Origin of the sequence: Treponema bryantii NK4A124, assembly GCF_000421345.1 — a bacterium.
Taxonomy (GTDB): Bacteria; Spirochaetota; Spirochaetia; order Treponematales; family Treponemataceae; genus Treponema_D; species Treponema_D bryantii_B.
Genome location: NZ_ATWV01000007.1, coordinates 81,959 through 107,655 on the forward strand (window position 1 = coordinate 81,959; position 25,697 = coordinate 107,655).

A 25,697-nucleotide genomic window follows, 5' to 3' on the forward strand; every position below is an offset into this window, starting at 1 on the left:
CTACTTTTTCTGAGCCGTCTCTATAGTATCGTCAGTTATTACATAACCCAATACAGGATTTGATGTACCGTTACCATAGATTTTTCCGCTCATGTCAGATGCTCCAGATCCTGTTAATGTTGATGTGGCAAAAGTAGAATTCTTTAATACACCTGCCCCTGTTTTCCATACACCAATGTTAATAGGATTATGCTGGTTACTCTGGGTTTCTACCTGTTTTGGAGTAGGTACTACTGTAATTTCCCAGTCTCCAGTCATATAACCATTTGCATCTGTTCCCGCATTTGTAGAAGCAGTTACCGCATAAGCCATCTTAGGACGAACACATCCCTGAGAGTAATAGCCAATATAAGGAACAGCATTTCCAGAAGTATCAAGGGCAACATCCAGTGTAAGGTACTCGCCAGAAGGAATGTTTCCATCTACAAGACAGGTAGTGAAGCTTGAATTATAAGAAGTTGCGTATGCATAAACAACATTGTTATTGGCCATATCAAAGGCCGCAATATGAACTCCACCACTTGCATCTACTGCAACTTTACAGTAACTGCCGGCCTTTTCCATATCTCCAGTAAATACTTCTTCCGGAGTTGACCAGCCATCATCTGTATTACTATCATTTCGCTTACCATTTGCCCTATCTGTTGTTGGACTTGTATTATAGGCATACCACATTTTGTAGTTTACTTCGTCATACCAGACTGCTACTACAACATCGTTCCCATTGTTGTCTTCTGTAACACCAATAGAAACCGATGATCCAGCCTTTGCGCCAGGGATATCATCTACACCAGTTGCTACAGGCGTTTCTCCTGATGCAAGAACCTGTGCATACTTACGGGCATCAGCATAAGATCCCCAACCATCTCTGGCAGTACAAGCATCTACAAAATTTCCAAAGTTTGATTTTGATTCTGCATTAAACTTTATATATAGCCTTTGCGTTGGGATACGAGTTCCATTGTTGTTATTTCTAAGTGTATACTCCCCATTCCAGAATTGCTTTCTGTCATTGTTTTTTCTATCTTCAAGATTCTGTCCATTCTCTTCTTTTGCAAGAGTAAACCACCAGTCTGTTGAATTATTATTATGACTTGCTTTTGAAACGAAATATTTTGCCCTATCACCCCAGCCAATATTTGCATATTCTTCTGCAGTTAATTCTTTGCCTGTTTCATCGCAGAAGGTAATTTGTATGTTGTTAGTAAATGCTGTCTGATTTGCTGGAAGAGTCACATGTCCATAAGTGTAGCCATTACCACCATTATCATAATAATCAATAGGGCAAACGTACATTGTTCCCGCTCTGAATCTTATCTGGTTATAAAGAGAATCAAAATATGCAAGATAAACATTTGTATTTTCATCATGTGTACTTACAGCTAAGGATGAGGATACAAATCTTTGCTTAGCGAATGCAGCATCAGAGTATTTGTTATCACATAATTCTTCTATACGTAGCGCATTGGAACCATCTCTTGAGGCAAGACCATCATCCCTTGGGGTATTACCAGCATTACTTACTCCCCAACGACTTGTAATAAAGTTATACTTATCTGCCATTTGTCCAGAATCGCCGCCTGCCATTACACCATAAGTATTACCATTCTTGTCATATATAAAACTGGTAGAAGTACAGAAGTCTTTAGATGTCATCCAGGTTCTGTATGAATTGCTGGCATCTGCCATACTAGTCCAGAATGAACCATTTACAAAAGCAAAGCCAATCTGGTCATTTACAGGGTTAATCTTCATTACTGCCTGTTCAATCTTTCCTTCAATTGGCACTGCAGCCTTAGAATTAAACTGCCATACATCAAGGAACACATTGTCTGTAAGCTTGTCGTTATTCTCCTTGTTAGGGCACTTATTATAATCCTTAGTATCGTCATTCTTGTTGTTTATTGATTTTATTTCATTGACTGTTACATCATATTCACCAGATACAGAGTCAGTCGTTACAGGGTATGTTGGATTTGCACCAAGATTAAAGCCCTTGTAAGTTATTGTCTCACCTTCTACCTTGTAAGTTATTTTCTCATCTTTTACATCTGGAATTATCACAATGTAAACCGGATAATGTCCAAGCGCAGTTCTACTATATACAGAAGGGTTTGTAGACTGTATTGAGCTGAGGCTTGTTTCTACATCTGTAATATATGGAACAACGTCTACTGTATAAGTAGTTGGAGTAACAGCATTTCCATCAGCATCTTTTGTTGAATCATTCTGTTTTCCACCACGCTCTTCATCTTTTGCATAGATTTCAAATACTACACCAGCCTTTGCTGTACCAGTAATCTTCGAAGTATCCCAACTGAAAGTCCAGTTAACTATATGTCCATTTACATCATCTTGTTCGTTTTTAACTGTACAAGTCCAGTTATTTGCTGCCATATCTGTAGATACAGGATTCCAGTTTGTTCCATCATAAGTTGCAATCTTTTTATCTGAAGTAAACAAACCTGCAATTGGTTTTACCCAAAGTTCTTTTACACGAATATTATCCGAAGCAGAACCACGCATTGTGATTTTACCAGAAACCTTATCGTGTTCTCCTCCATAAGCAGAAGTTTTCAATGCAGGTGTCAAATATTTCTTAAGTTCTATATGACCATTTTCTCGTGAATTCTGGTAAAGGCTGTTATCTTTTTCTGAATTCCAGTACAAAGGTGTAACAGAAATTGTTGGAGGCACATCATCAAAATACTTAATGTTCAAAGCACACTGGAATTCTACATTAAGGCTTCCACCTGCAGTGCTGTCGCTCAATGTATAATTAAACCAGGTTGGGCTTCCTTCCTTACTATTCTTTCCAAGAGAAGTCATCTCAGCTGTACCGAACAAAATTGGTTCTATAGGATGAGCTTCGTAATATGTTTCTTTTCCAGAAATCTTATAGTAACCATCCGAATCAGCTTCTTCATCAATTCCATCATCAAAACCTGCGGCACTCCATGTATCTGGTGATGAACCGGTTAATGTTTTTATAGTATTATCACTCTGAGTATGACTTACAGTGTAAGTATAAGATAATGCCCCGTTTCCACCTACAATTTCCGGTATAAATTCTATCTGGTCCTTTGCAGTCATAAAGGCGGTTCCGCCATTCTCTGCATCTTTTTTATTTCCAGAAACAATCAATTTAGTTGTAAGGTCTGTTGCACGAGGTTCGTATACACCGTTAATTTTGCGTGAGTGCTGTTCATAATAGAAGGTTTCGCTTATTGCACCTGATGTTACTTTAAGACCAGCAAGACGAGGTGCATTATTACCAACTACAACCTTTGTTTCTCCTTCTGATTTTACAACTCCATGAGCATAGTTTCCTGCCGCATCAAATACTACATAGTGAATCTCAATTTCACCATCTGGAATGTTATTACTGTTAATGCTTGCAGACCATATAGTCTCCGTACCTGGAGAAACACTTTCTATCATACGGTCACCATCATCATCTGTAAGAGTTTTGTAATAACCGTAATAAGCCTCAGCAGACTTTTCTATATCAGCCGAAGTTGACGGTGTTTCACTTCCTTCATGATCTACTACATGTCCAATTGCAACATAGAGTTTATCGCTTGAAGCAATAGAAAGCTCATCCAATGATTCATCAAGAGTTACTTCTGTACCAGAAACGTTATCAATTCTATAGTATGCACCTTTAAGTTTTGCAAGACCGCCTTTGTGAATGTTTGCAGATTCTGTAGAAATATTTACAGTAGAACCTGATACACTTGAAATATCAATTTCTTTCCAGTAAAGACCTTCATCACCATACATTAAACCTGCATATGCTAATTGATTTTCGACATGACTCTTTTTGAGATATGAGTCATATACGTATTCAAGACCAGTAAGATCACGCTTAAAGTAGAATACAGCCCTGAGGAATCCACTTTCATTGCTGTTTTCTTTTGCAGATGCCTGCAGAGAATAGAATCCATAACTATTCTTTACGTTTACTGGTATATTATAATTGCTTCCTTCCGTAACGAGAGTTGGAGGTTTATTATCGTATTTTATTACAATGGTTTCTGTTGCATACGTTGGATTAGAGTCTGTATCCAATACTGTAACTACATAACTCAATGAAGAAGAATTTTTATCTTTACTTCCTACTTTATATTTAAATGTGAAACCACTTGTATTAGTTGCAGACCATGTTTTTGACTCTGCGGAACCGTTGTCATTAGCAACAGTTTCTATTTCATTCGTTGTACTATTTCTTTGTACCAGCGTATTACCATCTATGATAAGTGAAGAAATACCATTCGCATCTTCTACGCTACCGTAAATCCACCATATACCTTTTACCCACATATTCTTTTCATATCTGATTTCTTTTGTAACGGTACCAGTACCATTATCATTATCAGAATACTGACGGAGAACAAGAGGGATACTTGAACCAATCTTTGGCGCTCCAGAATCCAGACGAATAACAAACAGGTCATCGTCATCTGTAAGGCTTATATTGTTATTTTTATCTACAACATAAAGTCTGATTGCAATTATATTCTTTTCATTGCCTGTATTTTCGAACTCTGACTGCTTATTGAATGCAAAACTCCAGGTCTGGCCACTTGCTATTCTTATACCATACAAGTTGCTATTACCCATTCTTTCATAATCCAACTTGAGATCTGAATAATTATCCTTAATCGTTACAGATGTAGGTGTATTATTGATTTTTATTGTATTTGGAAGAGTTTCTTCTGCCCAATTATCATTGAAACTAATTCCATTAAAGCTTGGGTCTACCTGCATGTAAATTGCTTTAATACCATTCTGTGCATTTGCAGTTCCACTTATGCGGGCTACACCACTCATAAGGGCAGCAGGATAAGATTTATCATAACCTGCTGGAGCAGGAGCATCTTTTGAAAGTCCCCAGTTATTGTCATTTGAGACATACCATGTTCCTGTTGATGTAACCCAGCCGTTTACTTCATCATCAGTTTCTGTACGTCTAACAACAGGAATATCACCAGTTGGATCTATTCTACACTGATAATATGAACTGTTTTCATTTCCATATTTATCTTTTACAAGGAAGTGGAAATAGTAATTTTCTGTAGTTCTGTAAACCGTTCCCGCATTTGCACCTTCGCTAGCCGCATAAACTATTGCTCCACCAGCATTTTTTTCAAGTGCAGGAGAAGTGGTTAATGCAAGTATAAGTTCTTTAGGACTTAGTGAGTGTGTTGAAGTTTCATCTGTTGTTCCGTCATCAAATGAAACAGACCATTTTCCAGTACCAATACCTACAACCTCGCCTGCTGTATTATCGGCTTTTGTCCATACAGTTGGTTCTGTATCAGATTTTGTTACAGCGTACCAGAGCTGGGTTCCGTCATCACTACCGCGGATATCACCCTTAAGATTAAAGGCAGAACTTATGAGTTCATCAGCTTCATGGTTATTTACCTGAACAAGAGGAGCATCGTTATCTACCTTAATTGTATATTTCATTTCAGTTGGTTTAGTACCATCATCAACCTTAATCGAAAGATTATAAGTACCGCTCTCATAACCACTTACATCAAAAGGGGATGCCATTGTGTAAGGTATATAGCCATCTTCTTCTGATTGTGTTCCTGCATTAAAGTTTTTCGTAACAGGAGTAAAGCCTTCTCCACCAGTTAATTTTGCGGTTACAGATACTATTCCGTTTATATCATAAGCCTCCAGCTGGAGCCAGAATTTATTATGGTCGCTGTCGCCACCAACTGTGGTTCCTGTAATATCTCCGCTGTATTCTGTAGCCGTTGCAGAAGTTTTAATTCCAATATTACGTACAGAAGGAGCTGTTCGGTCTATTATGAGGTAAAGACCTTCTGTGCTTAAATCTGCGGCACCGCTTCCTGTTGGACCTTTTGCAAATTTTGGAGTACCTGTAATAGCTGATGTATCAGACTGAGTTATAAATGTGCCGCCTTCTGTATCTACAACCTTAAACTTAATAGTTGGTTTTTCATCTTCGCCACTGTAAGTACCTTCTGCAGGTTCAGTCCAGGTAAAGGTTGTGTTAGTTGAAGCAGCCTGTGCAAGTGTTATAGGAAGCCAGTTTGTACCATCGTCTACACTGTAGTAAAGTTCGGTAACTCCATCGTCATCTGTAATGCGGCCAGAAACTGAGCTTTCAGAAAGCTTTACCAGATTGTTTGCAGACATGCTTCTTATATCAAGTCCATTCAAGGTAATCTCAGGACGGTCACCATCCTGATTAAGAGTAATTTCTTCTATTGAAGTTGGTGATGCGCTGGTAATTTCTGTTGGTGTTTGAGCAGGCTTTCCATCACTACCCAACGCAATATTACATTTTCCAGCCTCATCGTAAACTACTGTGAGAATATAAATCTTTGTATTGTCTGTAACTCCAGCACTTGTAAAGGCTGCAGTGTCGAGACGAGTATCTGTTACAGTTCCATCTTCTGCTACTGTTTTCTCAAGTTTCCAGTTTGCAGAAGGCTTGTGTTCGTCTGTTGTATCTGTAGCAGCTGTGTATACATCGTGATAGCAGCTAACCCACTTTTTGTAGCCAGTTACATTTGAATCAACATAATAGAATACATCTACAGACTTAAATGCCGAACGGTTGTCGTAAACTGTACCGCTAAGGGCAAGTTTTCCATTTACTGCAGAAGGAACATTTGTTTTCTTTACTTCAGGTGGTGTGTTATCAAGCGTAATCTTTAAGCCTGTATTTAATGTTTTTACTTTTCCTACTTTGTCAGTTGCTGTAAGAACAATTGGTCCAGACTTAAATTTTGCCGTTGGAATAGTAATCAGGTATACTCCAGGGGCATTTGTAGAATCTTCTTCTGTGGTTACTTCAATTGCAGTATCTACAGGTTTTGTAAGTGTTACTTTTGCAATACCACTTGCCTTGTCTGTAGCTGAAGCATTTGCATCTACTGCTCTTGCTCTGATTGTAATACCACTTGTTTCACTTCCATTTACAAGAATATCTGTAAGTCCTGTAACTGTTCTTTCTTGTCCGTCAACTTCTATCTTTGTAATTTCCAAAGTATCTGGTTCTTCTGTATCAATATAAACAAGTCGGGAATTAGAATTATCTACATTACCGGCATTATCGGTAACTTTCAGGCTTATAGTATTTTCACCCTGGGCAGAACAGTATGCACTGCCGGTATAGGTTCCTGCCACAGACGAAGAAAGTTCTGTCCAACTGCTTCCGTTAGAAGAAACTTCTACTTTCTTTATACCTGTTCCGGTTCCATCTGAAACACCTGTTACAGTTACTCCTACATATTCAGACTTGTACCATTTCTGGGCCGGACTTGATCCAATTTCTGCATCAGCAGTTGCAATTTCCATTGATGTAATTGTTGGCTTTGTTGTGTCTACTGTAACAGAAAGCTTTTCTTCTGTTGTTTTTCCTGCACTATCTTCTGCAATAATCGTTAATTCATGGGCTCCATCTGTAAGTTTATATTTTCCTGTCTGAGCTGCAGTATCGCCTGTAATAAAATCTATAGTAAATGTTTTTTCACCATTTTCAGTTGATGTAATTGTAACCGCTGCAGCTGGAATAGTATCTGTATTATCTTTTACGGTTATAGAAGCAATACCATTAGCATCTCTTGCTTTTCCACTGAGAGTGAAGCCTTCATTATATATTTCGTTAAGACTTGTAAGATCTGAAATAACAGGAACTGCCTGATCTATCCAGAATAAGCGGCCTGCTGTTTCGCCATTTCCTTCTGCATCCTCAGCATAGATATAAAGATTCCATTCTCCTTCGTAAAGTTTACTTGTGTCTGTGCCGCTTGTTCCATTTCCCAGCTGTTTTGTAATTGTCCAGTTACCAGTTGAACCTGGAGTTGCTGCTGTACCATTACTACCTGTAGCTGCAGCCTTAATTTCAGCTTCATTTGTAAGTTCATCTTTTGTAAAGATATAATTAAACTTACCTTCTTTTAAGCCACTTCCGCTTGTACCACTTTCATTTGCCTTATCTTTTACCGTAGCACTAAAGATGAATGATGCACCCGCAATAGAGCTTGTACCGCTTACATTAGTAGCCGGGTTATCAATTGAAATTTCAGGTTTTTCTGTATCATTATAAATCTTGTAAGTTACAGAGTTTTCGCGACCAGCGATATCCTTTAAGTCAAGTTTAATATCAATTGCTTTATTTGCATTTGTACCAGTGTAGCTTGCAGCAGGTATTGTATATTCAAAAATATAATTTCCGTCTGCATCTGGGGCTGTAATTGTCTGAGTGTCATTATTGATTTTTACTTCATCAAGACCATTTGTTTCTTTAACAATAAAACTAACTTTTACAAGTGAACTTGATTCTGCCTTAAAGTAGTTAAGGCCACTGCCTGTTATAGCAGCTTCATCACTTCCAACTATAAGCTTTGCAGACGCAACCTCTGGCTTTGCATAATCAACAATAAATGAAGAAACTGGTGTTGAAGCATAACCTATAGAATGCGTATTGTCAGAAACATTATCTGCCTTATCTTTTGCACGGGCATAAAGCTTATATTTACCCTCGTAAAGAGTATACTTTCCTGCAGCAGCATCCCAGGTTATTGCATTTGTACCGGTTTCAGGTTTACCTGCAAGAGTTTCTACAGAAAGGCGCCAGCTTGTGCTTAAAGTAGGAGACAGTTCACTTGCATTCAATGAAGAATCTGCAGGGTCTTCACTTCCATCTGCCACAATCTTATGAAGCAGAGACTTTAATCCAAGACCTTCATCGCTTGCTCTTCCGCTAAAGGCAACAAGACCATTAAGTGGAGCTGATGAAATGTCATTAAGAGTAAGCGCAGGTGCTGTCTGATCTATCTGAACAAAGACTTCTGAGCTTGCTGTTGTTTTTTCTGCCTTATCTGTAGCTTTAAGTGTATATTTATATTCTGCTGTGTCTAAACCTGTGCTTGGAAGATTTAATGTAGTATCATCAGCCTTCTTTAAAACTCCGCTATCAAGCTTTACTGCTATTGGAGAACCTGTGGTTGCTATACCATCCTTTGTTTTTGTTTCGATTAATTCAAGACTATCAATTGCCCAGTCATCTTCTGCACTTGCAGAAAGAGTAAAGAGACCTTTTGCAAAGAATTTATTTTCTGTAATAGTAGTTACTTCACTTCCAATTGTATAACCTGTAATTGCAGCAGAAGGGTCGCCTTTATCGTAATTAAATTCTGTTGAGAATTCGTTGCTTATGTTTCCAACAGAATCCTGTACCTTTACATAAACAACTTTCTTTCCACTATTTGGAGCATCTGCTGTTCCAAAGACTGCAGGAAGATTTGTATAAGTAAGTGGATATGACTTTAATGAAGTTGCATCAAGCCAGCCTGTGCGATTAGAAATTGTACCGCTAACATCATCTGCTTTGTTTGCAAAGGCAATAAAGTATTTTGCCGGATAAGCAGAATCACCATCTGTATCACTTGCACTTATATCAAAATCCCATGAGTTACCTTCTGTTTCAGCAGCAGTAGGTGTAGCAACACCAGTATTTGCTGTAACAACAGGCTGTGAATTATCTATGTAGAAATCAAGTGGTGTATTCTGAAGTCCTTCGTTATGGTTCTTATCAAAAACCTTAAGCTGGAGCTTAAAGGCCTTTTTGTTACCTGCTGTCCAGCTAGTCTCTGGTGTAATTTCATATGACCAGAGCTGAGTTGAACTGTCATAATTTGCTGCAGTTAATTCAGTTGCAGAGTTTTCGGCATCAAAATCTTTAATCAAAGTTCCATCAGCTGCAGTAATTTTGTATGTCAGTTTAAATGGTGCCGATGTTGAATTAATTTTAAAGCTTGCCTTTATCTTCTTTTTTGCATTTGAAAATGGTTCTGTTGCTGTTGCTGGAGCAATTGAATCTCCATTTGTAGTAACATATTTATTGTCAATTGAAATATTGCTGAGTCTTGGAGCTGCCGCTGTAATATTAATCCAGGTTTCCTTAGATGCATCTGCACCGGCTCCATTCTTATCAAGAGCAGTTACTACTACCCTGTATTTTCCTTCATCCAGATTTTTAGTTTCAAAATAACAGGTACACTCTTTTTTACCTGCAGAAAAATCTTTTACACTTGTTACTGCAGTATCAGTAATTTCACTTCCATCTGCCTTATAAACTTTTACTGATACAGACTGTAATCCATTGTCATCATCATCAACAAGCTTAAAATAGACCTTCTTTACCTGAAGAAGATTTCTTGTAAAATCTTCATCAAAGTTTGCATTGTCTGTGTTATAGAAAGCCATCCAGTCTTTACCTGGCAGAATAACAGGCTTATCTGTGTCCTGGTCTACTATGTATGGACCAATTACAGATGAATTAGCTTCGTTTCCAGAATTATCTTTTACATTAACTCTGAAATATACATTACCATTTGTAAGTCCTGTAAGATTTTCTGTATCTACTGAATATGTATTTGTTCCCTTAAGAATTTCTGCAGCTGTATAATCTCTCCAGCCGGAAGTTCCGTTTGTACTGTTGTACTGCAAATGAGTATTTTCCAAGTCAACATCACTGCCGCCTGTATCTTTTACATTTGCCTTAATTTTGATTGTCTTGTTTAAATAATCGCCAGTCTGCTGCTCTCCTGCGTACGAATATTTATGTGCTATAGGCTCTGGTGCAAATATAGATGCTTCCGGATTCTCAACATCATAAACAACGCTGCGAGATTTTGAGACAGTAATGCTGTCTCCACTTGCCTGTACTTCAATTTTGTATTTGTCTGATGAAGTCTGATTAAAACTGGTTGCAGGAATTGTGTAAGTATAATAATACTTTGTAGTAATATCATTATCCTGAGTTATACCTGTAGCTGAACCCGAGGTTGTATCATAAGAGAATATGGTTACAGGAGTTTCTCCCATTCTATTCAATAAAATCTCAAGAAGTCCGTTTTCTGTAAATTCGACATTTCCAGAAATTGTTACTGTATCCCCGGCTTTTTTATCAACGTTTACTTCTTCTGGGAGAGTAATTTCAAGCTTTGGACCATCGCCAACTTTTCGGCAGTAGAAACCATATCCGTTTCCTTCTGGTTCTACGCCAATATTCTCTTTATCTTTACCTTCGAGAACTATACGGTAGCATTTATTCGTTTCAAAACCATTGCTTTCGCTGATGAGACCTTCAATTTTATAAACTGTAGTACCATCACTTGTTGAGCTCTGCTTACGGCTTAAAACTTCAATCTCAAGCTTGTTTTCTCCACCTGCCGGCTCCGGATACTCAATAGCATAAGGAATAAGGGTATTCTCAAGCAGCGAAACCCCATCAAGTCCAGGTATAACATTAAACTGAATTGAAGAGCCTAAAGAAAGTACAATATTATCATGATTCCCTGTAGCAAAAAACTCACCACACTCCGAAATATTTGGACTAGGTAGTTCAAGTCTGTCGCCACCAGAAAGTGTATAAGTTGGAGTATTTGCAGGATTTAATGAAAACTTACCTGCAGAAACCTGTTTCTGTTGTAATTGATTTAAAACAGTTGAAGATTGACCTGCAGAACGGCCTGCCTCACTTGTATCATATGTTCCGGCAAGAATTTTATAAAGACCTGTTACTTTGTAAGAAGTAATTAATTCTGAGATATCATCATAAAGATAATAAACAGTAGCAGGATTACCAAATGTATCTTCTGCAGTCTGTGTTCCATTTGGTTCATATTTCTGAGCCCCATCATAGGCTGTAAGGTTAAAATAAGCTTCCTTAGTGCCGTTAAGAGTTGTTGACTCATAAATATTTGAATATGCATTCTGTTTATTTAATTCAAAACGTGCAATATCAAAGTTAATTGTATCTGGAACTTTTGAAAGTTCAATTTCTGTTGGTGTATCTGACAAATCACTGTTATGGTAGAAATTCAACTTCATTAAGGTTACACCGTTTTCATCTGTAGACTGTCCAATCAAAGAAAACGTTTTACCGTAAGGATCAAAAGAATTGTCAGAAAGAATTGTCGAAGGTCTTTGAAGAACAATAAGAGGAGGTGTATTATCTATTCGAATTTGACTCGATGTTTCTGTTGAATGTCCAACTGTATCTTCTATTGTAATATTTACAGAATAAGCACCATCGAGGATTCCTTCAGCTTCAGGCTCAAAAAAGACTGACCAGGAGCCACCTGTTTCGCCTTTTGCCGGAGTAGTAAATTCTGCATTTTTTGTAAATTGCTGGTTAGAGGAGTTTGAAGTAATTACAACTTTAATTGATTCTATTTCTCCATCATCACTCCAATTACCCATAATTGGGAAACTGTCTCTTATGACAGCAACCGATTCTGGATTAGGCACAGTAATATTGATATTTGGAGCTTCAGTATCAACAGCTGCTCCTAAACCAATCTCACAAGAAAAAATTGAAATAATAGATAAGGTAGTAATAAATGCAAATAAACTTACTTTTACTTTTTCAAATTTACTCATAGCACCTCAACTTTTAAATAAACTATATAATACTCCACTTCTCCTCTTAGAGTTTCGGCATTTTTTGCGAAAACCTTAATTTTACAAAAAAAAGGGGCTTCCATGATGTAAAATCAAAGAAACCCCTCTCAAGTCAATAATAGACCGTCTTAGGTAAATTTGCAAATTTTTTCTATATAATAAGAAGAATCTTATTTTTCGTCATGCTGAACTTGTTTCAGCATCTAATTAGACCCCGAAACAAGTTCGGGGTGACAGTTCAAGTTCGGGGTGACAGTTTACGTCGATGTAACGGTCTACTTCTTTCCAAAAATATCGAAATATCCGGCAATGAATACTACCAGGATGATAAGTGGAGCGATGTAGCGCAGGTAGAACTTAACTACCTTGTTCTTAGGGAACTTAATTCCGTCTCCGGCATCAGCTTCGGCAATAAAGCCGTCCCAGCCCCAGCCCTTCTTAAGAGTACAGAAGAGGAGGAAGAGCATAGATCCAAGTGGCAGGAGGTTCTGGCTGACGATGAAGTCTTCCAGAGCGTCGATAGAACCAATGTGAGCTCCGAAGTGAACTCCAGACCATACGTTCATACCAAGGGCAGCAGGTGTAGCCAAAATCAGCATTGCAACAAAGTTGATGAGAACTGACTTGCGGCGGCTCCAGCCAAACTTATCCATTGGGAAGGCTACGATATTCTCGAATACGGCAATTACTGTAGACAGAGCAGCAAAGCTCATAAACAAGAAGAAGAAAGCACCAACAATGCGGCCAGCTACAGGTCCCATTGAGTTGAATACGTTTGGAAGTGACATAAATGCAAGTCCTGCACCAGAAGAAGCTTCTACATTGAAAGCAGCACAAGCAGGGAAGATGATAAGGCCGGCACAAATTGCTACGAAAGTATCAAGACCAATTACACGGAGAGCTTCGCCAGTGAGTGAGTGTTCCTTACCGATGTAAGAACCAAAAATCTCCATAGAACCAATACCAAGAGACAAAGTGAAGAAGGCCTGACCCATAGCGGCATAAATAGTGTCCCAAAGACCATGTTCGCCACCAACAAGAGCCTTAAAATCAGGTTTGAGGTAGAAGGCATAACCGGCACCAGAGCCCGGAATAAAGGCAACGTAAATTGCAAGACCAACCATAATAACAAAGAGGGCGCTCATCATAATTTTTGTGATGCGCTCAACACCCTTCTGAAGACCAAGGAAGCAGGCACCAAAGCCGATGATGATTACAACGACCATCCAGATTAAAAGAGTTGATGCACTGCCAACTGTTTCGCCAACAAATACATTTACAATGGCATCTCCATTAAGACCTACAAACTTTCCGCCAATCATCTGGAAGAAATATTTAAGGAACCAGCCAGAAACAACAGTGTAGAACATCATCAAAAGATAGTTTCCTGCAACTGCAAAGCCACCATAAATGTGCCACTTAGTTCCGGCAGGCTCAAGCTGCTGGAAGGCTGCCGACATACTCTTTTTAGAAGCACGGCCAACAGCAAATTCACAAACCATAACCGGCAATCCCAAAATTACAAGGAAAACCAGATAAATCAAAACAAAGGCTGCTCCGCCGTATTTACCAGTGATATAAGGGAAGCGCCAAACATTTCCCAAACCAATAGCACAACCAGCCGACAAAAGCAAAAAGCCAAGGCGGCTGCCAAGATTCTCGCGATTCTGCGATTCCATAATAAACTCCTGAATTTTTTAGAGATAGTGTTATTATAGGTAGAAACAGAGGATATCGTCAAGGAAAAAAATGGATTGCTTCAATGTCATCCTCGGGCTTGACCCGAGGATCCAGAAAGTACAGTCATGTCTAGATTCCCCGGTCAAGCCGGGGAATGACAACCTACTTTCTTAATCGTACTTTGATACGGCTCTTCAAATGCTCCAGCTCATCCTTGTACTGAATAGACTTCATTGTTGGGAAGTGGGCCATAAAGCTTTCGGCGGCCTTGTTGCGGGCGTTCTGGAAGCGGTCAATTTTTTCGAGAATGCTCTGGCTGATCTTGTCTTTGTCTGATTCAGCATGCTCCTTTACCGAAGCCAGCATTGCTTCAAAGCTTTCGCTGCGGAACCAGACCTCGTTGCCGTAGTGGTCGCGCAAGCTCTCGCCAAAGGTTTTGATTTTTTCCATTGTGGCGCTGAAGTCCACAAGCTTGCGGACAGTTACAATCATATCAACCGCTAGAGCAAGGCCAATCAGGTCGCTGGAAATCATAGTCACAAAATCTCCCAGCCAGTTCAAAAAGCGCAGCATCTGAGGATAAACAAAATGAATCACGCCCAGGCCCATAAAGCCAAAAAGCACCGAGTTCAACAAACAAATGCGGCCGTTCAAATTAAACTTATAGTGCGAATAATCCCACCAGCGGGCATGAAAGGTCTTTTCCATCACCCAGCTGACAAAATATTCCACAGCCGTACACAAAATCATAGAAGCAAAAAAGAGGGGCAGCCAGGTTGAATAGAGGGCCGCCGGCAGCAGCAAAATCACAACACCGCCAAAGCCGTAAACAGGACAAAGCGGCCCGTGCAAAAATCCGCGGTTTACAAATTTGTGCTCGTGGAAAATACCCACATAAAGCACTTCCGAAATCCAGCCGACTACGCTGAACATTATAAAAATCAAAAAAGCCTGTCTGAAAGGCAGTTCGTAAATAGCCATTGTATTCATATCTTTAAATATAATTATTTTTTCTATATAATTCAAATTTATGGAAGTATTTCTCGGAATCCCTGCGGCCGACGGAACTGGTATTGGAACCGCTTTTGTAATTCCAGACCCGGTAAAACGTGCAATTCCGCAGCATCACATAAACATCGATCAGTTAAATAAAGGCTGGAGCCGTTTTGAGGCTGCCGTTCAGACCGTTACGCTCGGACTTTCGGAGCACCTGGATTCACTTTCCAAAACCAGTGAACGTGACCGTGCTCAGCGCGAGGTTTTTGAGACCTACATTCTCATGCTCGAAGACCCGGTTTTTAAGCAGGAAGTGCGCGACTTTTACGAAAATCAGCTCTTTAATATAGAATATACCGTGCAGTTTAAGGCAGAAGAGTATGCGGCAAAGCTGCGCCAGGCCGGAAACTACTATCTTTCTGAGCGTGCCCAGGATATAACTGATGTTTTTGGCCGTGTCCTGGACGAAATGCTGGACATTCATCCTTTTGATATCAATACGGTTCCGGATGGTTCGGTGATTTTAGCGACCTCTTTGAGTTCTGCCGACACAATCATCCTGAGTAAGAGAAAGATTGCCGGCCTTGCCCTGAGCGAAGGCGGTGTTTCTTCCCACGTGGTAATTCTTGCCCGCAACTACGGCATTCCAACGGTTGTCGGCCTTGAAGATATCAGTAAAAAAGTTCGCAACGGTGAAACTGTAATTATCGACGGTAAATCGGCTGAAATTCTTGTAAGCCCGGACCGCAATACAATAGAAGAATATAAAGGAAAAATCCGCGAGGAATATCAGCGTAAGCTCAGCCTGCGCTCCTTCCTCAATAAGCCGGCCGAAACTAAGGACGGCACCCGCTTTAAGCTTTATGCAAACATCGGTACTCCCGAGGAGGCCGAAGTTGCCCTTGCAGAAGGAGCTGATGGAATCGGGCTTTTCCGTACTGAATTCCTTTACATGGCACAGAGCGGCGCTTCTTTGAACGCTGCTGCCCGTTCCTTCAGTGAGCAAACTCAGTTTGAAGCTTATAAATCAGTTTTGCAGATGATGGGTGATAAGCCGGTTACAATCCGAACTCTGGATGCCGGTGGTGATAAACTGATTAACTCGGTTGACCTGCCGAACATCGAAGAAAAGAACCCTCTTATGGGTCTGCGTGCGGTGCGCCTCAGCCTTGAATACCCTAATATTTTGAAGACCCAGCTGCGTGCCCTTTACCGCGCCAGCGTTTACGGCAATCTCGAAATTATGTTCCCGCTGATTACCAGTGTGGACCAGGTTAAAGAGTGCCTTGAAATTGTGAATGCTGTAAAGCAGGAATTAAAGGCAGAAAATATTCCTTTCCAGGAAGACACCCCTGTTGGTATTATGATTGAGACTGCAGCTGCGGCTCTTATTTCTGATTGTTTGAGCAAGGTTAGCGACTTCTTCAGTCTTGGTACAAACGACCTTACCCAGTACACCCTTGGAATTGACCGCGAAAATCCTCATGTAAGCGGACTTTATAACGAGTTCAGCCTTGCAGTTTTGCGCCTTATTGAGATGACCGTTCGTTCTGCCAAGGAAAACAATGTTCCGCTTGCAGTCTGCGGTGAAATGGCAGGCCGTCAGGACAGCGTTATGGTACTGGCCGGAATGGGAATCCGCAATTTGAGTATGAGCCCTAAGCTGATTTCAAGCACAAAGGAATTGCTTTCAAGATTTACAATCGCCGAGCTCGAAGCAATTTCGGCTAAACATTTGAATAATTTGTAAAAACGGTGGTCACGGTGATTGAGTAGACCGAAGGGCGTATCGAAATCACTAGAGAACATCGGCTCATAAGGTGGTTTCGATACAGCCGCTACGCGGCCACTCAACCACCGGCTGCAATGTGACGGTGGTTGAGTAGTACGGAGCTAAAGCTCCTACCGTATCGAAACCACCGCAAAAACTGGAGATATATGGCCAAAAAGAAATCAAAACCCGACTTCTCCCGCCCGAAGGAAGAGGTTCTGGAAGAAAAAAGACAGAAAGCCGCAGAAAAGGCCCGCGCCGAAGAAGCTGATTTTATTACGCCCGGCGCAGTAAACGGAATCACCGTGGCCCCGGACGGCACTGTAACCGCTACCGGCGACACAGACCCGGAAGACGCTGAATACGACGGCCTTCCTCTCGTTGTAATTGCCGGCCGCCCTAACGTTGGAAAATCTACCCTCTTCAACCGCTTTTTGCACCACCGCGTGGCTATTGTAAACGACCAGCCAGGTGTTACCCGCGACCCGGTTGAGGCCACTGCAATCATAAAGGGAAAACCAGTTCATCTTGTTGATACCGGCGGATACAAGCTTACCCGCGACATCGGAACAAAAGAGGCCGAGCTGGACGACTACGTAGTTGAGCGTTCCCTTGACATGATTGACCGCGCCGATGTTGTAATTCTCCTGCTCGACGCTACAGAAATTACCGGCGAAGATGAAGAGTTCATCATCAAAATGCGCCCTTACTGGAATAAGATGATTGCGGCCGTAAACAAAACCGAAGGCGGCAAAAACGAAGCCGAGGCCTGGAACTACGCAAAGTACGGTTTTAACGAGCTCATGCTGATTTCTGCAGAACACGGCGACCATATCAGTGAGCTGGCAGACGCAATTACTGACCGCTGCGACTTCAGTAAGGTTCAGGTGCTTTCGAGCGACCGCCCTATCAAAATCGCAATTCTTGGAAAACCAAATACAGGAAAATCTACCCTTTCCAACCGCCTCACACATTCAGAAAACTCTATCGTTTGTGACTACGCCGGAACTACCCGCGACGTTGTTGAAGGTGAGTTTGAATATGCCGGCCGCCGCTTTAAGGTTCTGGACACTGCCGGAATCCGCCGTAAGGCTAAGGTTCACGACGACGTTGAATACTATTCTGTAAACCGCGCCATCAAAACCCTGGACGAATGTGATGTTGTCTTTTTGATGATTGATGCGGTGGAAGGACTTGCCGAGCAGGATAAGAAAATCTGTTCCCTGGCTTTTGAAAAGGGCCGCGGAATCATCTTTGTTTTGAATAAATGGGATTTGCGCGAAGAAAAGGACAATAAGGCTGTAAAAGCTGTTCGCGAATGGATGAACATTATGTTTGCCCACATGGATTTTGCCCCGATTCTTCCGCTCAGCGCCCTTGAGGGAAAAGGCATTAAAGATTTGCTCAATACCGCAATTGACCTTTACGGCCAGCTGACTAAAAAAATCGGAACTGCTTCGCTCAACAATGCCCTGCAGGACTGGCTGGAGCGCTATCCGCCACCAGCAAGTAAAACTGCCCACTTCAAAATCCGCTATATGACTCAGGCCAGTGTGAATCCGGTTTCCTTCATCATTTTTGCAACAAGACCAGAAGTTGTACCGGAGCCTTATGTTACATACCTGAAAAACCGCATCCGCGAGGACCTGGGCTTTGACCAGATTCCGGTTCAGGTAGAGTTCAAGGGCAGCAGACAAAAGTGGGAAGACCGCGAACGGTGATAAAATACCGAAGTCCGGTGATTGAGTAGCCCGAAGGGCGTATCGAAATCACCAGTATTTTCGGCTCATAAGGTGGTTTCGATACAGCCGCTACGCGGCCACTCAACCACCGTTGGTTGAGTACTCGCGAAGCGAGTGTATCGAAACCACCATCACAGGAGAGTAAATGTACACAATCGGACAAATAGAAGACTTAACAGGCGTAAAAGCCCATGTTCTCCGCTACTGGGAAGAAGTCGTTCCAGGCTTTACCCCACGTAAGGATATGTCCGGCCGCCGTCTCTACTCCCAGCGCGAGGTAGACCTGATTCTCCGCCTCAAGTATCTGATTACCGAAAAAAAGTTCACCGCCGAAGGTGCCGGCCAGCAGATTATTGAAGAAGCCCAGGCCGTCCAAGACAACGCCGACCTGATCAACCAGATCCGCGAGTGCCGGCAGATATTAACTGAGTTATATATGAAATTTGCCGGAGATTCCCCGGTGATTGAGTAGGCGAAGCCGTATCGAAATCACCTTATGAACAGTGATTCACGGTGGTTTCGATACAGCCGCTACGCGGCCACTCAACCACCGACTATACAGGAAATTTTATGACACAAAAATCAAAACCCCGTCATTGCGAGGAGCGCAGCGACGAAGCAATCCATACTTCTCTCTTCGACACAAGTCGCCTTTCCAAAAACTCTGTCGCAATCCTCAATTCATTCGACGAAATAATCCAGGGTGTACGGCCGCTGAATTCGCGGCAGCTGCAACAGTTGCCGGAACATATCCGAGACCTTTCTCATCAGCTGACCGACGACCGCGCCAGCCGTCGTCTGGGCTATATGAACGACAATATTCAGCTCAGCTCTTATGTGCGCTACTACACCTGGTGGAATCTTGTACGCTTAACAAGGCTTTTTGCCAATCTGCCGGATTCTGTTTTCCCGACTGCCGACACCATCTGCATTGACCTGGGAAGCGGCCCTCTTACTGTGGTTACCGCCCTCTGGCTTGCCCGCCCGGAACTGCGCAAACTGAGCCTTACCTGGTACTGCCTCGATGTTTCTGCAAACTCCATGGCTTTGGGTGAAGATATCTTTCTTTCTATTGCCGCTAAAGCCAAGGCTGCCGCCCCTTCTATTGAGCCCTGGAAAATTATCCGTGTAAAGGGGCCTTTCGGCACTCCAATCAGAGAAAAAGCAGGCTTTCTGACATGCGCAAATATGTTTAATGAATTAGACCAGGCCAGCGACATGCCGCCTGAATTTCAGACTAAAAAATATTACGAGCAGCTGACCCGCTACACTGAAAAAGACGCAGGCATTCTGCTTGTAGAGCCTGGCGTTCCAAAGGCGGCCCGAACTCTCAGCCTGCTGCGCACCCGCTATATAAAAGATGGCCGCACAATTGCAGCCCCTTGTCCTCATGCCGGCGACTGCCCTATGAGCGGCTTTAAAGCATATACGGGAAGTAAGAACAAGTGGTGTAACTTTGCCTTCTCCACAGAAGATGCCCCTGCCCGCCTGCAGAAGCTTTCGGTTGCGGCAAAACTGCCAAAGGAAAGGGCTACACTTAGTTTTATGGCGGTGGAAAATGCACGATGGTTGAGTGCCTGCGAAGCAGGTGTATCGAAACCATCTTATGAGCCGAAATCTGCGGTGGTTTCGATACGTCCTTCGGACTACTCAACCACCGGACGGTTGTCATCAAGCTACTCAACCACCGACTCCACCACCATCCGTATCACATCCGACAAGCTTCGCCTGCCAAACTATATGTGCGGCTACTACGGCTGCAGCCAGCACGGCCTTGTGCTCGTCACCCTTCCGGACGAAAACAACACCCGCCTGCCAAAACCGCCTTTCCGCCCCCAGTCCGGCGACCTGATCAGCGTTAAAACAAAAAGGCCGGATTCTCTCCCTAAGGACGAAAAATCCGGCGCTTTGATAATAAAGCTATAGACCCTGAAACAAGTTCAGGGTGACAGCTTTACTTACCAGTAACTGCTCCGCAAACAGCGGCTACAATTCCAACTACTACCATGTAGAAGCCGAACATAGCGTTCTTCAAGAAAGCTTTACCGATTTTCTTGTAAATTCCACCGTTTGTAGTGAAGCCGATTATCAGAACAATTGCACCTGCAAGAACACAAATAGCAAAAATCAATTTAAGACCTTTGAGCTGTGGAACAAAATTTGCAACAATACCTGCAATTGCTCCAGCAAAAATCAAGATAGCTCCGATTGCAGCAAAACCACCCTCTTTTGCATTCTTGATAAAATCAAAACCATTTGCAGAAGATCCGAAAAGTCCCTTGAACATAGGACAACAGAATCCAATTGCAACTAATGCCATACCAATAAGATACAGATAGCCAAGTACGCTAACTTTCTTTCCCATAAAAATCACTCCTTTTTATTGGGTTATAGTTTTTTTCCAAACTCTCTACGAAAAAACTTTTAACCATAATGTTATTTTATCACAGTTTTCGGGATTATCAAGAAAATAGATTGCCACGTCGCTGCGCTCCTCGCAATGACGGTGGTTTCGATATGCCCTTCGGGCTACTCAACCACCGCAGTGTACACCACTTCACGGCACTCAACCACCGTAGGGTCACACAAATGTCTCGCCGAAGTCGCGGCAGAGGTACTGCACCGCCTGGCGGCCTGTGTAAACTGCAATCGGTAAGCCGCCCGGCATCTGAAGGCGCTGGCCGGCAAAATAAACGCCGAACATGCTGTCCAGGCTCTGCGGGTAGTTATACTGCTTACCACCCTTTTCCCATACGCTCATCCAGCTGCCTTCATAGGAACCGGTGTAGCGCTCGTAGGTACATGGCGTAGCCACATCAATTACTTCAAGAGCCGAACCTACCTCAGGAATAAATTCTGCCAGCTGCTTTACAAAAAGCTCTCCCAGTTCCTTCTTTTTATCTTTATAAGTTCCGTCTGCCTTTGCAGCCTTCCAGAAAGCATAACTTTCGCCAAGTAAAAGACAGGTAAGGGCCGTACAGCCTTCCGGAGCATGTTCTTTATAAGCGGCGTAATTGTAAATTCTCAATTCGTTGTATTTACAGCCCGCATATTCAAACGGCTTTTTCAGAGGGAATATGCAGCAGTAAGGCAGACGCGACAAATCAGCTTTAACACCCATACCAATAAAGATATTCTGCTCTGTAACTGCCTTGTGGCGCATTGTGTTTACCCATGGTTCATCAACCATAGTATCAAAAAGACTGTCAACCGCAGCACGCGCATCCTGAGTAATAATTACAGCGTCGGCCTCCAGCTCACAGGTCTCGCCGGCCGCAGCCCCGGAACCACTGCCGCTCACTTCAACTCCGCGTACTTCATAATCATCTACATGAATATTTTCTGCCTTTGTACGGAACATAATTTTTCCGCCCAGGCTCTTATAGGTCTCAAGCATATTATTAGCCATGCGAACAGAACCACCGGCAGGATATCCGCAGTCGCCGCTTGCAAAAGAGCCCAGTGTATAAATAAAAGCCAGGGCATTGTAACGGTAGCCTATTACACTAGTCAAAAGATGCCTCAGATTCTTATTTTTAAATCGGGCAACATACTCTGTATATGAGGTATTTTTAAGATATGGAACTCTAAGAACTGCCGGAAGCATTTTGATAAATTCTCCCGGATGAATTTTTACCGGATTTTCACACTGACAGCCTCTTACATCGAAAATGGGCATATGAAAATTCGTAAAATCCCTGATTTCCCGGCACATTTTTTTGATTCTGGACTTATCTTCCGGTGCATAATCAATAAGTGCCTTTTCCATTTGCGGAAGATAGCGGTAGAGACTCAAAGTTTTGCCATTTTCATCAATTAAATTATAAATAGGATCCCGGTTTTCTATTGGATTATTATCTTTAAGGGCACCAACTTGGCGCCAGATCTTATTTAAAGGCATTTTCGGGCTTGAACCTGTGAGCCAGTGCATTCCGCCTTCAAAATAATAGCCTTTTCGGCTCCAGCTGGTAGAAAGTCCACCCGGAATATTGTGCTGTTCAACAATTGTAACATCAAAACCTGCGCGGGCAGCATAAATTCCCGCAGAAAGGCCGGAAATACCAGCCCCAATAACAACAACTTTAGGCATATAATAGGATTTTAACATAGGGTTTCGGGTAAAATCAAGAAAAACCTCAATTGCTTGACTTTTAATTTCTTTACTATATAATTTTAATGATATGTCACAAAGTATATTCATAGTTCTGGCAGGACTTTTATCTATAATCTCAATGCCAATAATCATAAAACTCTGTAAAAAATTCAGTTTGTATGATTACCAGAACGCCCGAAAAATTCATTCCGGAAACATACCTCGTTTAGGCGGCGTTGGAATTTTCTTCAGTTTTATTGTTTCTGCCTGTATTTTCATTATTAAAACTAATCCCGCTAATCTGAACAGAATTCTTCCAATTCTCATTGCAGGAACTATTGTTTTTACCTTTGCCCTTCTTGATGATCTTCTTACTCTTCCGGCTCTGGCAAAACTCATTGTTCAGCTTATTGCAGTTTCTGTTGTAGTTTTTAATGGTTTCCATTTTAAGCAGATTTTTTCATGGGTTCTTCCAACCCCTGTAAGTTTGATTCTTACCTTTGGCTGGATTCTCGGTGTAATCAACGCCTATAATCTTATTGATGGTCTTGATGGCCTTTGCGGAAGTTTTTCAATTTCTACTATTATTACCCTTGGTATTCTTTATACTCTCACAGGAAATCCGGAATCTATTCTCTGCTTTATTCTTGCCGCTTCTATTTTCGGCTTCCTCTGCTTTAACTGGCCGCCGGCTAAGCTTTTTATGGGTGACGCAGGAAGCCAGTTCCTTGGTTTTATGATTTCGGTATTCCCGCTTTTTGATTCAAGCAATACATTCGAATTCAACAAACTTCTTATTATGCTTGTGATTACCGCTTTCCCGGTTTTCGATACAATTGCCGCTATCTGGCGCCGTATCCGCGACAAAAAGCCTATTATGTCGGCAGACCGTTCTCACCTGCACCATAAACTTTTGAACATGGGCTACTCTAAAAAAAGTGCCCTCTATCTTCTCTGCTTTCTGCAGATTCTTTTGTGTACCTCTGTTGTAATTTCTTACTTCCTTGGTGCAATGCGTGGTATGGCACTTTTGCTTGAGTCTACTGCTTTTGTAACTCTTTTCTTCAGCTTTGTTCATTATACAAACCGCGCCGTAATCATTAAGCAGATGAATGATTCTTCTGAAGCTGGTAAACCTGCAGACGCTGCTCCAGCCGATTCAGAAAAAGCTCCGGAAGCTGCAGAAAACAAGGACGCTTCCGAAAAAAATAATCTGTAATTATCCGAATATTTCCTTTTTGTGAATAAGGCCCAGCTCGTGAATGTTAGATTCCAGCGGGGCCTTTTCTTTTTTACCGGCCTCAATAAAGTCGCCGAGATCTATAGTAAAGCGGTTCATGGAAAAATGCTGGAAGACGTAAACCCGCGCCCAGGCCTCGGGGCTGCAGAAAGCTTTAAGTTCGTCGCGATAGGGGCAGAAAATGCGGCGCGGTTTTAGCTCAGAGTAGCCAACAAGCCAGAGCTCAGTACCAAGGGCGGCGTGAAGCTGAGCTGTTTTTTCTGCCATCCAGAGCTGAGACTCTTTAATGAGGCCGGCTATTTTTTCGCCCCCCTGCTTTGCTATTGTGTTGAGCTGAGCAGTTTTTGCACTGTGAATAGGAGTTTTATTGAGAATAATTACATTCTTGCGAAAATCAACTCCAAGCTCCGGATTTTTACGAAAGTAACCCTCGGCAATTTTTCCGGCCTGGCCTACAAGGTAGCGGTTGTTTTTTGCCAGCTGCTCGTCTTTTCCGGGATTGTCTCCTATAACAATAAGCTTTATCTGGTCTTCAGGAGTGATATCATCCAAAGCACGGTTATAAACAACAGTAGTTTCAAAGGGGTATTCCGGTGTTTTTGCAAGAAGGGCTGCCTGACGCTGGAGTTCTGTAAGCTCCGGAGCGGCCTTTTTCCACTCTTCTACCTTGTTTTTGAACTGATCTTTAAAATCACAAAAATACTTCCACTGGTCCGACGTCATGGCTTTTCCTTTTTCTTTTACTTTTCTGAGATTATAGTATAAAATAATAATATTGCATAAGCAAATAAAGAATTAAACATAAAAATCTGGAGGATTTATGAAAAAACTTCTCGCTTTTACTATTGCTGCCGGCCTTACTCTTTCGCTTTTTGCAGCAGATGTCTTTAAATACGCACCAGTTACAGGTAACGTAAAGTCTTATACTGAAACTGATTTTTCCATTGCAACACGCTTTGGCACATTATACAGAACTCCAAGCTCTAAAATTATGCATGTTTTCGATTCCAACGGAAAAGAAATCTCATCTTCTGAACTTACTCCAAAGGATGCCGTAATCAATACAATTACTGCAAAATACGACACTGCCGGTAATCTTGTTGAACAGCTTTGCACAAGCGCAGACGGCGAAGTTGTATGGAAGAGCACAAATGCCTATAAAAGCGGTCTTAAAGTTGATGCTTCTGAATACGACCGCAAGGGTAACCTCCGTGCCCGCACAATTTATACTTATGATAACAATCTTCTTGTTGATGAATCAAGCTATGACGGCGAAGGTGCTTTAATCTGGAAGACAATTTATAAGTATGATGAAAATGGTCGCACTGTTTCGGTAAACGAATACAATCCGGATGGTTCTCTCAGTGAAAAAACTGAATATAACTACACTGAATCTGGTGCTATTGATTCTATCGGCCAGTTTGATGCTTTTGCCGGCAAACAGACTTCTCTTGTTTTCCGTTACGGTGCAAACGGTGCTTTGAATGAAATTACTACTTATGATTCTGATAAGCAGGTAATTAAGAGAACTCTTCTTAAGTATGATGCAAAAGGAAACGTAAACAAGGTTTCTGAATATGATGTTGCAGAAAAGTTCGGTACAACAGTAAACGAACTGGTTGCTATGTCAGAATACAGTTATGAATATGCAGGAGATACAGCAGGCTCAACACCAAGTGCTGCGGATGCTAAATAAAGCCTGAAAAAGAAAACGGT

12 protein-coding genes are annotated in these 25,697 nt (G+C 41.8%); 6 read left to right on the forward strand and 6 right to left on the reverse strand.

The genetic code is table 11. The features are described from left to right. The 3 genes from G626_RS0108575 to G626_RS0108590 form a co-directional block, all read right to left on the reverse strand. The gene (locus tag G626_RS0108575) at positions 1–12,438 is read right to left on the reverse strand and encodes an Ig-like domain-containing protein (protein WP_022932378.1); all 12,438 of its coding nucleotides are present in this window, start codon (positions 12,436–12,438) and stop codon (positions 1–3) included. A gap of 296 nt (positions 12,439–12,734) precedes the next feature. Further along, positions 12,735–14,138, reverse strand: a complete 1,404-nt coding sequence (locus G626_RS0108585) for a sodium-dependent transporter (protein ID WP_022932380.1) — start codon at positions 14,136–14,138, stop codon at positions 12,735–12,737. Positions 14,139–14,301: 163 nt separating this feature from the next. Beyond that, positions 14,302–15,129, reverse strand: a complete 828-nt coding sequence (locus G626_RS0108590; protein ID WP_156003268.1) for a putative ABC transporter permease — start codon at positions 15,127–15,129, stop codon at positions 14,302–14,304. 40 nt (positions 15,130–15,169) lie between these two features. On the opposite strand from G626_RS0108590, the gene ptsP reads away from it, so the two are divergent. From ptsP to G626_RS0108610, 4 genes are all read left to right on the forward strand, one after another. Next, complete coding sequence (ptsP, locus tag G626_RS0108595; protein WP_022932382.1) at positions 15,170–16,885, forward strand: phosphoenolpyruvate--protein phosphotransferase; 1,716 nt, start codon at positions 15,170–15,172, stop codon at positions 16,883–16,885. Positions 16,886–17,073: 188 nt separating this feature from the next. After that, positions 17,074–18,627, forward strand: a complete 1,554-nt coding sequence (gene der / locus G626_RS0108600; protein ID WP_022932383.1) for a ribosome biogenesis GTPase Der — start codon at positions 17,074–17,076, stop codon at positions 18,625–18,627. A gap of 166 nt (positions 18,628–18,793) precedes the next feature. Then, positions 18,794–19,120 (forward strand): MerR family transcriptional regulator, encoded by a 327-nt coding sequence (locus G626_RS0108605; RefSeq protein WP_022932384.1) that lies wholly within the window; start codon positions 18,794–18,796, stop codon positions 19,118–19,120. Between the two features lie 98 nt (positions 19,121–19,218). Continuing rightward, on the forward strand, positions 19,219–20,574 hold the full coding sequence (locus tag G626_RS0108610) for a small ribosomal subunit Rsm22 family protein (RefSeq protein ID WP_022932385.1): 1,356 nt from the start codon (positions 19,219–19,221) through the stop codon (positions 20,572–20,574). Positions 20,575–20,602: 28 nt separating this feature from the next. On the opposite strand, the gene G626_RS0108615 is transcribed toward G626_RS0108610, so the two are convergent. Both G626_RS0108615 and G626_RS0108620 read right to left on the reverse strand, forming a co-directional pair. Further along, positions 20,603–21,013, reverse strand: coding sequence for a hypothetical protein (locus tag G626_RS0108615; RefSeq protein WP_022932386.1), 411 nt, complete (start codon positions 21,011–21,013; stop codon positions 20,603–20,605). 216 nt (positions 21,014–21,229) lie between these two features. Continuing rightward, positions 21,230–22,738 carry a phytoene desaturase family protein gene (locus tag G626_RS0108620; RefSeq protein ID WP_027727062.1) on the reverse strand — a complete coding sequence of 503 codons (1,509 nt, stop codon included), beginning with the start codon at positions 22,736–22,738 and terminating at the stop codon, positions 21,230–21,232. A gap of 91 nt (positions 22,739–22,829) precedes the next feature. Here G626_RS0108620 and G626_RS15940 point away from each other — a divergent pair, with 91 nt between their 5' ends. Continuing rightward, complete coding sequence (locus tag G626_RS15940) at positions 22,830–23,960, forward strand: MraY family glycosyltransferase (RefSeq protein WP_022932388.1); 1,131 nt, start codon at positions 22,830–22,832, stop codon at positions 23,958–23,960. Here G626_RS15940 and G626_RS0108630 read toward each other — a convergent pair whose 3' ends face one another. Further along, positions 23,961–24,704, reverse strand: coding sequence for a uracil-DNA glycosylase family protein (locus G626_RS0108630; RefSeq protein WP_022932389.1), 744 nt, complete (start codon positions 24,702–24,704; stop codon positions 23,961–23,963). Between the two features lie 97 nt (positions 24,705–24,801). Between G626_RS0108630 and G626_RS0108635 the strand changes: the two genes are divergently transcribed. After that, positions 24,802–25,677: a hypothetical protein gene (locus tag G626_RS0108635; RefSeq protein WP_022932390.1), complete on the forward strand. Its 876-nt coding sequence runs from the start codon at positions 24,802–24,804 to the stop codon at positions 25,675–25,677. The last annotated feature ends 20 nt before the right edge of the window (positions 25,678–25,697 follow it).

Coding starts and splice junctions, on each gene's coding strand:
- ptsP (WP_022932382.1), top strand. CDS start 15,170: ATGGAAGTATTTCTCGGAATCCCTGCGGCCGACGGAACTGGTATTGGA.
- G626_RS0108610 (WP_022932385.1), top strand. CDS start 19,219: ATGACACAAAAATCAAAACCCCGTCATTGCGAGGAGCGCAGCGACGAA.
- G626_RS0108630 (WP_022932389.1), bottom strand. CDS start 24,704: ATGACGTCGGACCAGTGGAAGTATTTTTGTGATTTTAAAGATCAGTTC.
- G626_RS0108635 (WP_022932390.1), top strand. CDS start 24,802: ATGAAAAAACTTCTCGCTTTTACTATTGCTGCCGGCCTTACTCTTTCG.
- G626_RS0108585 (WP_022932380.1), bottom strand. CDS start 14,138: ATGGAATCGCAGAATCGCGAGAATCTTGGCAGCCGCCTTGGCTTTTTG.
- G626_RS0108615 (WP_022932386.1), bottom strand. CDS start 21,013: ATGGGAAAGAAAGTTAGCGTACTTGGCTATCTGTATCTTATTGGTATG.
- G626_RS0108620 (WP_027727062.1), bottom strand. CDS start 22,738: ATGCCTAAAGTTGTTGTTATTGGGGCTGGTATTTCCGGCCTTTCTGCG.
- der (WP_022932383.1), top strand. CDS start 17,074: ATGGCCAAAAAGAAATCAAAACCCGACTTCTCCCGCCCGAAGGAAGAG.
- G626_RS0108590 (WP_156003268.1), bottom strand. CDS start 15,129: ATGAATACAATGGCTATTTACGAACTGCCTTTCAGACAGGCTTTTTTG.
- G626_RS15940 (WP_022932388.1), top strand. CDS start 22,830: ATGTCACAAAGTATATTCATAGTTCTGGCAGGACTTTTATCTATAATC.
- G626_RS0108575 (WP_022932378.1), bottom strand. CDS start 12,438: ATGAGTAAATTTGAAAAAGTAAAAGTAAGTTTATTTGCATTTATTACT.
- G626_RS0108605 (WP_022932384.1), top strand. CDS start 18,794: ATGTACACAATCGGACAAATAGAAGACTTAACAGGCGTAAAAGCCCAT.